The organism is Mucilaginibacter sp. BGA-UO-ETr-C110 (assembly GCF_059567985.1).
The window spans coordinates 3,191,345-3,206,675 of record NZ_JCAQPB010000002.1; the positions used below are offsets into that span (position 1 = coordinate 3,191,345).

Genomic DNA, 15,331 nt, shown 5'->3' on the forward strand with positions numbered 1-15,331 from the left:
GATATGATCTATAAATGAAACAGGTATGTTATCGGATCAAGCAACTTGCCGCTGGCATCCTTTAATGCAAACAATATCTGCTTACTGTTAGCCTCATTGGCCATGTAATCACCGTTAAACTCATAAAAGCCTTTTTTAAGGTACAGCACTGCCTTTTGGGGCTCTACATAAGTATTCTTTTCACCTTTGATGAGCAATTCATTGTCCAGATATAAAGTGGGGCTCACTTCAAAACCCGAGGTCAGTTCATAATTACCATCCGCCTCAATTTTAATCAGGCCGCTGAATTTAACCAGGGTCAGGTCGCCATCGGCTACCGGCATCACCATAGGATTTGCTGTTGTTATTACGGTTACCAAAACAGGCGTAACAGCTTCCAGCTTGGCATAATTATTTTCTTTGGTTTTGAAGATCTTATAACCTAAACCCGGTTTAAGTTCGGCTATACTTACCGTTTTGGGCTTAACCCTAACATGTTTTATGGTAGCGCTTTGAAATATGTGCTGCGCGTTCAGGTTCCAGGTAGTATAAGTTTTCAGCTGCAGACTATCCTTCAGCGGAACATCGATATTTATGGGGAATGCTACCGCTTTGGCCGTACTATCGGGCATTTTGCCGTTGAGTGAATAACGCACCTGCGCGCCCAATAAAGGATATTGCAGCGTTTGTTTAAACCGGTCGGCATTGGTGGCGATATGATCAAGGCCTACAATATCGGGCAGGCGCGCATTCAGGTTCCAGAGTTTAAAATAAGGATATTGTTGCTTCATTTTGTATTCAAAACGGTCGATATTCTTATTTTCTTTGCTGCTCCAGGCCAGTTCGGCAACTGCCAGCGCACGCGGGAAAACCATATATTCCAGGTGCGGGGCATTGGGGATCTTTTCTGTCCAGATGTTGCCTTGTGCACCTAAAATATAGGCAGCCTCGGCAGGTGTCAACTGGCTCGACTGCGGCTCATAGTTATATACCATTTGCCAGGTAACGGGTGGGTTCCAGCCGATAGGTTCCAACTGTTCATTGGCCTGCGGCGCGTCAAAGTACATATAAGGCAGCGGTGTCATCACTACGTGATGATGCATGCGGGCCGCTTCAATGCCGCCAGCCTCGCCTTGCCAACTCATGACGGTTGCCGATTCGGCCAAACCGCCCTGCAGTATCTCGTCCCAACCCACCAGTCTTTTGTTTTTGGAGATCAGAAATTTCTCGATGCGTTTAATGAAATAGCTTTGTACTTCCTTTTCGTTCTTCAAACCTTCCTTTCTCATTAGCGCAACAGCTGTGGGACTCTTGAGCCAGTCGACCATCTCGGCTTCATCACCACCGATGTGTACATATTGATTCGGGAACAGGGCGATGACCTCGGTCAGCACATCTTCCAAAAACTTAAAGGTATATTCGCTGGGATCGAGCATGCGCACCCGGTGTTTGGCTCCTGTAGAGTCCTTGCAGCCCAATTCGGGATAGGCGAATATGGCGGCCTCGCTGTGGCCCGGCATTTCAATTTCGGGTAGTATAGTTACAAACCTATCCTGCGCGTATTTGATCACATCACGGATCTCGGCTTTGGTATAAAAGCCATCGTTACCGCCATCTACCAGGTTATCCAGCTTCCGGAACTTTCCTTCCTTAGCGTAGTAGGCTATTTTAGAACCTACTTCGGTCAGCTTTGGATATTTATCAATCTGGATGCGCCAGCCTTCGTCATCAGTCAAATGCCAATGCAATACATTCAGTTTATAATGTGCCATTACATCGATGTATTTCTTCACCTCATCCACCGTAAAAAAATGGCGGCATACATCCAGGCTCAAACCCCGCCACTGAAAACGGGGCTCGTCGCTAATAGCACAGATGGGTAGCTGTAAAGGCTTCGCAGTAACCGAAGGCAACAATTGGATAAGCGATTGTACGCCGTAAAATATCCCGCCCCCTTTACCGGATATAGTTATTTTGCCGGCAGTAATACTCAGGGCATAAGCACCGTTTGCGCCTGCAAGGTTACTGCTGATTAATCTGATTGCTGTTGATGGCGGAATCTGAGTATAAACTTTCAGGTTTAACTGCAATTTATAATACTGTGCCAGGTAGCCCTGTAAGTATTTACCCACCGCGGCGCTTTCTTTATCAACCCCGATAACGGCTTTACTGTTCAATATAAAATTGCCTTTTTGTATTGTTAAATGCAGTGGCTGCGGGATGATGCGCATTTGAGCGGCCGACTTTTTTACACCTAAGCCCAAGCAGGTTATTATTAAAAGCAGATATATTTTGCTGAAACGAATCATAAAAGGAATAAAGGTTTAAATTTTAACCGTGATGTTTTTCTTATACAATATCCAAACCGGTATAAAGATGATGATGACGGTAAAGATAGCCGATATAAGCGAGGCATTCTCGGGCGAAAAATTTGGCGTGAGCAGGTGAAAGTACATGTACGACCAGATATTGGTCTTGTGCCCGTTATCCGTAACCGGGATAATGGATATGATAGCGGGGATGACATCAGCCAATACATAGGCGGCTATAGCATTACGCCCAAAAGCCAGGAAGGGTGGTAATAATTTCTTGTAGCCCTTTACATCGATGAGCCAATAGGATACTGCAAGGATGATGATGGCCAACCCCGCAGTGAACAATACAAAGGAGCTTGTCCATAAAGATTTATTGATGGGGAAAAACGTATTCCAAATGAGTCCGGCTACAGCCAGCAGGGCACCGACATTGGTCATCCGGAGTATCTGGCTGCCGGTTTTTAGTTTATCACTTTTGAGCCAGGTACCGGTAAGCACACCGATCAAGCAGGTACCGATAGCAGGGATGGTACCCAGTAAACCTTCCGGATCCCAGGTTTTGGATGCGCCCCAAAGGTGGTCGGGCGTAAATACCAGCCTGTCGACCCAGGCACCCAGGTTAGTTTCGGGATTGAGATTAGCGGGCCCGAAACCAGGTACAGGTACCTGTGTCATGAGCAAATAATAGTCAAATAAACAAAGCGCGGCGATAGCTATCTGTATGCGGGTATTGGTTTTAATGTACAATATCGCGGTAATGCCAAAAACAATACCAATGCGCTGCAGGACGCCGGGGAAACGTAAATGGCTGAACTGAAAATCGCCGATGAGCGGCAAACAGATCCCCAACAGCACAATAATGATGGTACGGCGAAGGATGGACAACATCAGTTTAGGATGACCTACAGGGTCAGCCTTTTTGGCCTGCATGGCATAAACTATAGATACGCCTACCATAAATAAAAAGAAAGGAAAAACAAGATCTGTCGGCGTACAGCCGTTCCATTTGGAATGTTCCAGCGGCCAATAAATATGGCCCCAGTCGCCGGGATCGTTCACCAGGATCATGGCTGCTACCGTAAATCCGCGAAAAAAATCTAGCGAAAGCAAGCGTGGGCGACTGATACTGGTGGCTTTATCGCCAACGATGGTGTTTGCCATATATATTTTTATTCTCTGTTGATCAAAGCTTCTTAGTTAACGTGTTTGCCAAACGTTTTTAGTGTATACACAAAATGGTATGTCCCCGAGCCGACATTTAAATGCTCATCGTTACCTATTTTTTGGATACCTGTAATTTCCTTTTCGGTATTGATATCGAGGCCGCTTTCGGTGATCTGATCGGTTACCGATGGCAGTACGATCTCGGCGGTGGCATTGGGCGGCACAATAACATCCAATGTAAATATACCACTATCAATACTCCATGCCGATTTCACTTTACCATATAAAGTTTCCAGTTCGGCCTGGGCGCTGGTCAGTTTGCCACCCGGGTGCGGCGAAATAATGATCCTATGAAAGCCTGGTAAGGTTTCGTCGGTATTGATGCCTGCTATCACCCGGTACATCCAATCGCCAATGGCACCATAGGCATAATGGTTGAAGGAGTTCATTTCGGGGTCTTCAAAACTACCATCGGGTTTGATGCCGTCCCAGCGTTCCCAAATAGTGGTAGCACCGTGTTTTACCGGGTACAACCACGATGGGTACGATTCTTTCATCAGCAGGTCATAAGCAATATCGGTATGCCCAAAACGGCTCAATACATGGCAAATATAAGGTGTACCCAAAAAGCCGGTAGTGATATGCTCGTCGTAATCCTGGATATTATTCACCAGCCTTTTTGCAGCCGATTCCCGCAAATTTTCGGGTAGCAGATCAAAATTGAGCGCCAACACATAAGAGGTTTGGGTACCCGATATCATGCGCCCATTAGGCGTTACATACTCGCTCTGGAAGGCTTTTTTGATATTGTATAACAGCTGCGTGTATTTCTGTACATCATCGCCCCTGTGCAATATCTTGGCGGCGTTGACAAGTAATTGGGTAGAATACGCGTAAAATGCCTGGGCTATCAGGTTTTTATCTGTAAGGGCGGCACCATCTTCATAATTGGTTCCGGCATAAAACAGCCAGTCGCCAAAGTGGTTACCGGTATCCCAAAGGTAATTGCGGCTGTGGAGCTGAATATAACCCACCCAGGCCTTCATACTTTCGTATTGCTGCTGCAGCACCTGTTTATCGCCATAGGCCAGGTAAATAGTCCAGGGCGCTATAGTGGCCACGTCGCTCCAGCCCGAGGCAGCCGATGAGACACTATCCAACACGTTAGGTACCACATACGGCACCGCCCCATCCTTATGCTGATCAGCCGAAAGATCTTTTAACCATTTGGTAAAAAAGCCGGCCACATCCATGTTAAAGGTGGCGGTACGGACAAAGGCCTGCGCGTCGCCAGTCCAGCCCATCCGTTCATCCCGTTGCGGGCAATCGGTAGGCACATCCACAAAATTACCTTTTTGCCCCCACTGTATATTATGCTGTAGTTGATTGATCAATGGATTGGAAGTAGAGAACTTGCCGGTCTGCGCCATATCTGAATATAAGGCATAGGCGGCCACGTTGGTAGAGTCGAGCGGCCCGGTATAGCCTACTACTTTCATATAACGGAAACCCTGGAAGGTAAAATGCGGTTCATAGCTTTCCGCGCTGTCGCTTTTAAATACGTAAGTGATCTCCTGTTTGGCAGTGCGCAGATTTTTGGTGTAAAAATTACCTTTCTGGTCAAGCACTTCGGCGTGGAAAAGGTGGATGGTGTCGCCAGCCTTTGCTTTCAGCTTAAATTGTACCCAGCCCACCAGGTTTTGCCCAAAGTCGATCACCTTTTCGCCGGCTGGTGTGGTAAATACTTTTAGCGGTAAAAATTTCTCGTGTTTTTTTACCGTAGGACCAACAGTGGTGATCAGGTTGCTTTTGATGCTTTCGTCTGTTTTTACGGTATCCCAGGTAGCATCCTTGTAAAGGGGATCTGTCCATCCGTTCTTTTCCTTACGGGCATCATACACCTCACCATCAAAAAATGATGATGAGCGGATAGGGCCATAAGCTACCTTCCAGCTTTTGTCTGAGGTGATCACCTCGCGTTTGCCATTGGTATAAACTATCTCGAGCTGATAAAGCAGAGCAAGCTTTTTACCATAGACATTCTTTTTACGATTGTAGGTATAACCCCTGTACCAGCCATCGCCGATGGTTACGCCGGTGGCATTATCGCCCCTTTTGAGTAGCGAGGTAACATCATATACCTGGTATTGCAGGCGTTTGTTATAACTTGTCCAGCCGGGCGTAAAGTAATCGTTGCCAACCCTTTTGCCGTTGATCTGTGCTTCAAATACGCCATGGGCGGTGATATATAAATGGGCCGCTCGTATTTTATGATCGAGTTTAAATGCTTTGCGGAACATAGGGCTCGGGCCGCCGGTGGTATCAGACACGTAATTATCCTGGATCCACTTGGCCGACCAGTCCTCCTGTTTCAGCAAGCCCATTTTCCAGAAGTTAACCATACTCCAGGGTGTTACCTGGTTTTTATTATTCCAAACCCGCACCTGCCAGTAACATTTTTCGCGCGAGGTAAGCATCGGCCCGCCGTAATATACATGTGCCGACTCATCAGATGGAATCTTGCCCGAGGTCCAGATCAAGTCTTGTCCCTTGGTTAACGATACCGCGTTGGTACCCACCCGTATTTCGTAATATGTTTGTTGTATGTTGCGATCCTGGGTTATCAGCTTCCAGCTCAGGCGCGGGTTGGCCGCGTCAACAGCTATAGGGTTAATTTTATACTCACATATCAAATTATCAACCCTAAAATTAACAGGCACATTTTGAGCCTGTGCAAAGCCCTGGCGGCAAATAAAAAGTAATATTACGATACTCAGGCACATCTTTTTGAGCGTGCCTGTTTGGGCTATATAATTCATGCTATTAAATATAGCTTAAGAACGGTTTTTGTTTGTATAAATAACATATTTTTTAGCCGCAAAAGTAAATATGATGGCATTGTTACAAATTTAAGAGTCAAGAATCAAGAGACAAGAACCAAGAAAGAAAAACAAATAATAACTTGGGTTTCGCCTTTGTCTTGATTCTTGTCTCTTGTCTCCTGATTCTCCTTCCCTTAATCAATGTTCCAGTTGCCCTTCACCTAACGGATATTGGAAAAGCAGGCGGATGTTGGTATATGCGGCCGAGTTCACAGTCCAATATGGCTTTTTGATGGCTTTTTCCCTGGCGCCGTGGGCTGTCATTACGGCCACTGCTTTTCCGGTACGCAGGAGGTCAAACCAGCGGTGATTTTCGAAGCATAGTTCAATTTGTCTTTCATGCGCCACAGCCGTACGGAAATCTTCCTGGCTAGCCACATTCAGCGCAGGATCGGCATTGCCGGCGCTTTTATCAGGTAAGCCGGCACGTTCCCTCACCAGGTTTAAATATCTAAAGGCATCACCCCCACCTGCAAAACCTTGCTCATTCAAACATTCGGCCAGCATCAGGTAAACATCGGAGTAGCGATACACCGGGAAGTTATTACCGGTGATGCCTTGAACAGCGCCTATGCTTTGGTACTTTTTGATAAAAGGCATAGTGATACCGTATTCGTCTGATGTAAAGGTCTCATCAACCGAAGCTTCCCTTCTGTTATCATCGGGTTCATAGGCATCCAGCAGGTCCTGGGTTGGTATGTTCCAGCCGTTTTGGGCGCCGTTAGCTATTTCATAACCGGTTACCGAATCATCATAAACATCCCAGGGCACAAACGTATCTATAAAGTCGCTGCCCAGGCCATTGGGGCCTTCGATGTACTGAATCTCAAATATCGACTCGGGGCCGTTTTCTTTTGTGAGATCAAAATTATCGGCGTAATTGGCATTCAGGTGGTAAACGTTAGAGGCGATAATACTACGCAGCAGCGGTACGGCCAGGTCGAATTTTTTCTGGGTCATATACACTTCGGCGAGCAGTGTTTCGGCAGTACCTTTAGTAACCCGGCCTTTGTTACCCGCACCAGAATACTGAGTCGGTAATTTGGCTATGGCAGCAGTAGCATCGGCAATTATTTGTGTATACACATCGGCAACATGAGCTTTAGTAGCTACTTTAAAAGCTTCACTTACCGATTGTACTTCGGTGAGTACCAAAGGCACATCGCCAAACATACGCACCACGTTAAAATAGTTAAAAGCACGTAAAAAACTGGCCTGACCGCCAATAGTATCAGCAACAGCAGCAGGCAGGTTAGCTGCCGGTAAACGCGCTAAAATAACATTGCACCTGCCAATAGCAGTAAAACTGGCATTGAAGAAGGCGCCAACCATATCGTTATTGTTCAGTTCCCTGAATTCGTCTATCTCCTCCTTATTGGTACCGGAACGGTCATTAGGATTAAACTCATACGATGTATTGTCTGATCTCATTTCGCCCATGGCCCAAAAAGATCCCGTATATAAACCCTGCAAGGGGGCATAGGCGCCATTAATTGCCTGGGTAAACTGGGCCGGTGTTTTAAAGAAATTGGCCTTATTTTCGGTATCTGTAGGTTGAAGGGCGAGGTAATCCTTTTTACAGCCGGCAATACCAGCGGTGGTAAGGATCAAAAATAGATATATGTATTTTTTCATGTCTTCAGTTGTTAGTTTATTGGTTCATTGTTCCAAAAATCCTTGCTCCAAAATCTCCTAAAAGGTTACATTGCAACCCACAGTATAAACAGCAGAAACAGGATAACCGGTAAAATTCACATTTGGCGAAAGCGATCTGTTACCGTCCTGCCCGTCGATACCCACTTCTGGGTTACCGCCTTTATAGCCGGTTATGAGGATAGCATTCTGCGCACTGAAATAAACCCTGATATTTTTGCTGAATTTGGTTTTGAAGTTGTACCCCAGGTCGATATTCTTGACCATGAGGTAGGAGTTACTTTCTACCCAATATGAGGGATAATAATCGCGGGCCAGGTTGGTATTGGATACCGTTGTAGGCAAAAGCCCCGCACCTGGCTGACTGGCAGAACGCCAGCGCTGAATCACGGATTGCTCTACATTAAATACCCCATCCAGATTGGTGGTAAACTGCTTATACATATCAAACACATGACCACCAACAGAACCAGCCGAAATAATGTTCATATCAAAGTTTTTGTATGACAGGTGATTGTTAAAACCAAAAGTGAATTTTGGCCAGGGGTTGCCAATAGGCACCTGGTCGCCGCCATCAATCACCCCATCACCATTAACATCCTTATACCTGATGTTACCTACCTGTTCGCCATCAAAATGCGGATACTTGTCAAGCTCTGCCTGGTTTTGAAAAATACCTTCGAATATATATCCGTAAAACTGCCCAAGAGGTAAGCCCACATTGGTAATGCTGGTTGGATTGTCATTGGCAGGCGCATCATATATTTGTTGGGTAGATCCCAGGTCGAGCACCTTATTGCGGTTGAAAGATATATTCATATCCGTACTCCAGTTAAAGCCGCTGCCCACAATATTTTTGGTGGTTAAAGTAAATTCCCATCCGCGGTTACGTACATTGCCCACATTGGTATAGGAATAATCATACCCTGAAGCAATAGGTAGAGCGATACCCTGCAACATGCGTTGTGTATAACGATTATAATATTCAGCAATCAGGTAAATGCGCCCCTTGATCAGCGAAATATCCATACCAATATCCGTTTGCTTGGTAGTTTCCCATCCGAGCAATTGGTTTCCCAGAACGGTTAAAGACTTGCCTGGTACCAACACACCGCCAAACGTATAATTGGTTTGATCAACCGAAGGTATAGATGGGTAGTTAGGTATATTATTATTGCCGGCAAGGCCGTAGCTGGCTGTAAATTTCACCTGATCAATAAATGAGGTTTTTGGAAAAAATGATTCATCAGAGATACGCCATCCGCCGGATACTGAAGGGAAGGTACCCCATTGGTGCCCTACCGCAAACCTGGATGAACCATCCCGGCGGACAGAGGCACTTAACAGGTATTTATCTTTATAAGCGTAATTTACCCTGCCTATTAATGAAAGTAGTCGCCATTCTTCATCACCCGCACTTGCCGTAACAATAGTTGCGGCATCAACCGACCGTATGACATCATCAGGAAAGCCAGACCCGAAAGTTAAACGGTTATGCGTATTTTCCTGTTGTATCGAGTAATCAGCCAAAGCGGTTAACGTATGGTTTCCCCATGTTTTTTTGTAGTTAAGGGAGTTTTCATTGAGCCAGTTAAGTGAACTTGCCGAAGTAAAAGAACCTATAGCCTTTACCTGTGTACCATCACGGTTTGGCGCATTAAATCCTCCAAGGAACGATGGCCGGAAATAGTCCTGTGATTTGGTTTGATAATCAACTCCAAATGTTGATCTCGCGGTTAAGCCGGGGATGATCCGCCATTCCACATAGGTGTTGGCCAATGCACGGAACTCGTTACGGTTATTGGTAATATTAACCAGTTCGCTTACCGGATTAGCGTTTTGGAACGTACCAGGTGAGCCTACCACATTGGTATAGGAGCCATCGGGCTGTTTTACTGGGACTAATGGACTTTCCAGATAAGCCTGGCTCAATACTGCCGACAAAAAATGGCCATCTGTTTCCTGTAAATTCCTGATACTGTAGGTAGGCGCAATGCTGAGGCCAATTGTTACGTTTTTTGCCACATCGGCATCCATATTACCCTTTAAGGAGTACCTTTTAAAACCCGTATTCAGCACCGTACCCTGCTGATTGAAAAAGCCCATCGAAAACAACGATCTTACCTTCTCGGTACCATTGGCAACCGTAACATCATAGTTTTGCATCGGGGCTACCCGGGTAACCGCATCAAACCAGTCGGTACCTTTACCCAGTGATGCCGGGTTTTTATAAGCATCCGGTATAGGATTATCAGTTCCATTAGCCTTGTTGGCATCTTCAATAGCCTCCGTACGCCATTGCGCAAATTGAGAAGCCGTCATCATTTTAAGCTTGCTTTGCGGCAATATGGTTTGGATACCTGTTGATGTATTTACGGTAACTGTCGATTCACCTTTTTTTGCTCTTTTCGTCGTGATCAATATAACACCATTTGCACCCCGCGAACCGTATATGGCTGTAGAAGCAGCATCTTTTAACACACTAATATTTTCGATATCATCGGGGTTAATAGTGCTCAGCGGATTGGAATACTGATCAAAGCCCGGAGAGATGGGAAATCCATCTATCACATACAGCGGATCGTCACCGGCCCCTACCGAACCCGCACCCCTGATATTGATAGACACACCACCACCCGGAGTACCGGTTACCTGGTTCACCGTTACACCGGCTAATTGCCCTGCCAGTTTCAGATCAACGCTGGCCGCCTTAATCTCCTTGATGTTAGACATTTTAACCGTCCCTACGGCTCCTGTTACATCCTTTCGTTCCTGGTTACCATAGCCTACCACCACTACTTCATTCAACTGGGTCTTATCCTCTTCCAACACGATATCGATGGAGGTTCGTTTATTTACTGGTTCTTCTTTAGTTTTGAAACCCACAAAAGTGAATACCAATACGGCGTTATCCTCAGCCTGTAAACTAAATTTGCCATCAACACCTGTGGTTGCCCCGATGTTTGTTCCTTTTATTTTCACATTAACACCCGGCAGCGGTTGATTTTGGGAATCTTTTACCTGACCCGTTATGGTTATAGGCGCCTGCACTGGACTAGCCATAACACTTGCATCTTTTTTATTGACGATGATGGTTTTATTGTCAATAGTATAGGTAAAAGGCTCGTTTTTAAAGCACTCCTGCAAAGTCTCTTCCAACGAAGCATCTTTTAGGGATAAAGTAACCGGCTTAGCTCCTTTAATATCGTTGTACTTGTAAAAGAAATAATACCCGCTTTGCTTTTCAATAGCCTTAAATACTTTTTCAATAGCCGTGTTGCTGGTGCTTAACGTAATGGTTTGCGAGAAACTTTTAGCGCTAAGCTGTAAGCAACCGATAATAACTAATAAGACCGTTAACTTCATAGTTAAAAACAGTTTTGAGGTTGATGTACGGGGTACGTAAAATACTTTACCCCTAAAGTTTAATTGCATAACTTCGTCGTGTTTGGGTTAATGTGTCTGTTAATGTAACTCAGTAAAATTGATCCAATCATTTACGCCGGGAGTGTTGCCGCACTTCCGGTTTTTTTATGAATGGTCAAGACGGGGGGAGACTGCTATTGACTGGGCTGGTATTTGATCATCATGTTATTTGTTGGTGTTTAAAACTTGTTAATTATGGGGTTACTGTTATTTTTTTATTCTCGACCTTAAAATGCACCCGGTTAAGCTCCAGTATATGCAGCACCTGCGACAACTTTACATTGCGCTCAATTTTACCTACAAACTCATCATCAGGTAACTTGCCATCGTATATTACTTCAATATCATACCAGCGACTTATCTGCTTCATAATATCATAGATGCTTGCCCGGTTAAATTCAAAAAAGCCATTTTTCCAGGCAATGGTCTGCTCCGCATCAACTTCTGCAACCCGAATGTTACCTCCTTTTGCCACGCCCTGCTGCCCGGGTTTCAGAAAACTACCCGAGCTGCCATCATTGAGCTGAACAGATCCCTCCAACAACGTAGTTTTTATGGCCGGCTCATCCTGATAGGCCATAATGTTAAAATGAGTTCCGAAAACTTTAACCTGCATATGATCAACCTTTACAGTAAAGGGCTGAGCTGCATTTTTTACAACTTCAAAATAAGCCTCACCTGTGAGCTCCACATCGCGGGTATTGCCCGTAAAAGCGGTAGGAAATTTTAAGGACGATGCCGCATTCAACCACACTTTGGTACCATCGGGTAATATCACCTGGTATTGTCCGCCACGCGGGGTGCTGATGGTATTCCAGGTAATGGGTTCATTTTGTGTTTTGCCGTCAACCGTGTACATAAGTTGGCCGTCTTGAGTTTTTTGGATACTGATATGGCCTTTTTTGGCCAGGAGGCCAATTTTAGCAGAGTCGAGCACCAGTTTAGTTCCATTCCCGAGTGTAAGTATGGCCTTGTTATTACCGGGCTCAGCATCGTGTTTAACCAGTTGGGAATGATTTGCCTTAAGTGCTTGTTTATGCGAATAATAATATGCCCCGACACCAATAGAAATTAATATGATCGCCGCAGCAGCTATCTGACGAAATGTAAAAAGTTGTTGAACTTTTGATTCCTGCTGTTCATGTACGGCCTGTTGCAAACGGTTCAGCATTTTATTTTCGAGCTGATCTTTAAGGCCTAATATCGACTCGTCCCAATGATCCTGATCAGGTTGAAAGCGTTCGAAAATATCCAGCAGCAGTTGTTCTTCTTCGGCAGAGGCTTGTCCGTTCAGGTATTTATCAATCAGTTGTAGTAATTCCTGTTGCTGCACGTGGGTTTGGTTTTTTATGGGAGAGTATAAAAAACCGCGTATCCCCTACGTGATATGTATTTTTTTCGGACTATTTTTTTATAAAGAGGTACAGGGTGTGCAGCAGTAAAGTACAGCCAATAGAAGTGCGCAGGTAGCGCAAGGCTTTGGTGAGGTGATTTTCGACGGTTTTAGTGGATATGTTGAGTTGCGATGCTATTTCTTTATGGCTTAAACAATCCTCCCGGCTTAGCTTATATACTTCACGGCATTTTTCTGGAAGGGTATTTACAATAGAACTTACCCGGGTACTCAACTCCTTATACTCCATACTGTCATAGGCATCCGGACTGTGGATATGATTTAGGGCCTCATCAAAAATATCTGCCCTTACCGGCCCCTTCCGTATCTGCCGGTAAACCTCGTAACGGATGCTGGCATACAGGTAAGCCCGAAGTGAAAATGTGATCTGTAATTGATACCGGTTATTCCAGAGTTTAATAAACAGTTCCTGGATGATGTCCTCGCAGGCATGACCGTCTTTTAAAACATGGTAAGCAGAAGTGTATAATAGTGCCCAATATTTTTTATAAATAGCCGCTAACGCAGTTTCGTCATCCAGTTTCAGACGATCTATCAGCTCTATATCACTTAAAACTATTTTGGCAGGCATATTTATGACAAGGGCTAAATGTTAAACCATAAGCTAAATTGAGTTTATATTAACTGAATATGCGTTTCAATACCTCTACAATCCAATACAACTGTAGCACAATCAATTACATGCTTAACAAATTTTACACGGATTGGTTGTGTTAAATTAAAATGAATTTAAAATTTAGTTAAGTATGATATATAAAACAAAAGGGGCAGCTTTTCAGCTGCCCCTTTTGTTACTTATTGAAGATATATTTATAATAAAATACTGTTAGCTAAAGCCAGCTCTTCGGCTGTCACCGTATGCTGACGTCCCTTATATATTTTCAGGGTAACGTTGGCGTTGAGTTTTTTGAGCAGGCTCACGGTTTCGTTCACCCGGCTTACAGGCACATGCGGATCAGGATCGCCGGTGGTAACAAGTATGGGTGTTTGACCAAAATCGCCCTGATAGTTTTCGCTGATCAGTTTTTCACCTATCAATCCACCTGTAAAAGCTATCACACCGCCATATTTACCGGCATTGCGGGTTACATACTCCAGCGTTAAACATGCCCCCTGCGAAAAACCAAGGAAATAAATATTCTCTTGTGCTATGCCTTGTTCTTTAATATCCTCCACCAAACTGCCAATCACCTCCAGTGCCGAATCGAGGGCAGGTTGGTTATTACTAACCGGAGCCATAAAGCTATATGGGTACCAGCTATGTTCGGTAGCCTGTGGTGCAACAATAGCATAACCATCCAGTTGCAGGTGATCTTTCAATGTAAGGATACTTACTGCCGATGCCCCGCGCCCATGCAGCATGATCATGGCTTTTTTGGCCTGATCGGCGGGTGTCCCCGCTGTAACTATCTGTTTACGATGCGTGTACATGATTTTATATTAATGAAGGTAACGATTTTTCCAGATCCTCGCGTATATTCTCATATTGTGCAGGCAGTTTCAAACCGTTGCCCAATTGATCAACTGGTTCATCAACCGAAAAACCCGGATTATCGGTAGCCAGTTCAAATAATACACCACCTGGTTCACGGAAATACAGCGAGTAAAAGTAATTCCTGTCGATCTTATCAGTGATATGTAAACCTAATGTTGCTATCTTTTCGCGGTATTGCATCAATATTTCCTCGTTTTTAACCCGGAACGCTACGTGGTGCACCGAGCCGCCAGCCACATGCCCGGCAATCTCACCGGCTACTTCAACCAGATCTACGATGGCCGCATTATCTACCGCATCGGTCACAAAACGGAAACGGTTTACATGCTGCTCCAATAATTTGTAACCAAACACATCGGTTAATATTTTAGCGGTAGCATCCATTTTGTTGGTAGTGATAGTAATGTTGTGGAAACCGCGGGTAGCATTTTCAGCCTTCACCTCTGCTGTTTCCCAGGGCAGCCTGCTATCGGCTGTTTTAGGTACGATCAGTTCCAGCTTTAAGCCATCCGGATCCAATAAGGTAAGGTATTGCTCACCGAATTTTTCGGCAGGCTTGTTATACAGTACATTGTTGGCCTCCAATCTTTTTAACCAGAAATCCAAACTGCCTTCGGGTACGCTGTAACCAATTTCAGTAGCCTGACGAGCCCCTCTCCTGCCGGCGGTAATACCTTCCCATGGAAAAAAGGTTAGAATAGTGCCGGGGGTACCGAATTTATCACCATAGTACAGGTGATATGTTTGTGGGTCATCAAAGTTTACTGTTTTTTTAACCAGTCTTAAACCCAAAACACGGGTATAAAAATCATAGTTCTTTTTGGCGTTACCAGCAATAGCAGTAATGTGGTGTATGCCGTTTATTGTATTTTCCATTGTTGTCCTTTCGTGATCAAAAATTAATAATTGTTTTAATTGATGATTCAAAGTTACCCCACAAAACACGGTTTACACTTGATGTAGGATAAGAAATAAAAGAGACTTTTGGAGCAAGTTTTTTGGG

9 protein-coding genes are annotated in these 15,331 nt (G+C 44.7%); all 9 read right to left on the bottom strand.

The genetic code is table 11. The features are described 5' to 3' along the window. Positions 1–8 precede the first annotated feature (8 nt). Positions 9–2,288: a beta-N-acetylhexosaminidase gene (locus AC57BQ_RS13995; protein ID WP_496406869.1), complete on the bottom strand. Its 2,280-nt coding sequence runs from the start codon at positions 2,286–2,288 to the stop codon at positions 9–11. 15 nt (positions 2,289–2,303) lie between these two features. Further along, the gene (locus tag AC57BQ_RS14000; RefSeq protein ID WP_496406870.1) at positions 2,304–3,455 is read right to left on the bottom strand and encodes an acyltransferase family protein; all 1,152 of its coding nucleotides are present in this window, start codon (positions 3,453–3,455) and stop codon (positions 2,304–2,306) included. A 32-nt stretch (positions 3,456–3,487) separates the two neighbouring features. Further along, entirely contained in the window at positions 3,488–6,277 is a 2,790-nt protein-coding gene (locus AC57BQ_RS14005) for a family 78 glycoside hydrolase catalytic domain (protein WP_496406871.1), read from the bottom strand. Between the two features lie 201 nt (positions 6,278–6,478). Further along, complete coding sequence (locus AC57BQ_RS14010; RefSeq protein ID WP_496406872.1) at positions 6,479–7,975, bottom strand: RagB/SusD family nutrient uptake outer membrane protein; 1,497 nt, start codon at positions 7,973–7,975, stop codon at positions 6,479–6,481. Between the two features lie 57 nt (positions 7,976–8,032). Further along, complete coding sequence (locus tag AC57BQ_RS14015) at positions 8,033–11,359, bottom strand: TonB-dependent receptor (protein WP_496406873.1); 3,327 nt, start codon at positions 11,357–11,359, stop codon at positions 8,033–8,035. 253 nt (positions 11,360–11,612) lie between these two features. After that, entirely contained in the window at positions 11,613–12,752 is a 1,140-nt protein-coding gene (locus tag AC57BQ_RS14020; RefSeq protein ID WP_496406874.1) for a FecR family protein, read from the bottom strand. A 70-nt stretch (positions 12,753–12,822) separates the two neighbouring features. Next, a complete protein-coding gene (locus tag AC57BQ_RS14025) occupies positions 12,823–13,404 on the bottom strand; it encodes an RNA polymerase sigma factor (protein WP_496406875.1) in 582 nt (193 codons plus the stop codon). A gap of 239 nt (positions 13,405–13,643) precedes the next feature. Next, the gene (locus tag AC57BQ_RS14030) at positions 13,644–14,264 is read right to left on the bottom strand and encodes an alpha/beta hydrolase (RefSeq protein WP_496406876.1); all 621 of its coding nucleotides are present in this window, start codon (positions 14,262–14,264) and stop codon (positions 13,644–13,646) included. A 4-nt stretch (positions 14,265–14,268) separates the two neighbouring features. After that, on the bottom strand, positions 14,269–15,204 hold the full coding sequence (locus AC57BQ_RS14035) for a ring-cleaving dioxygenase (protein WP_496406877.1): 936 nt from the start codon (positions 15,202–15,204) through the stop codon (positions 14,269–14,271). Between the last annotated feature and the right edge of the window lie 127 nt (positions 15,205–15,331).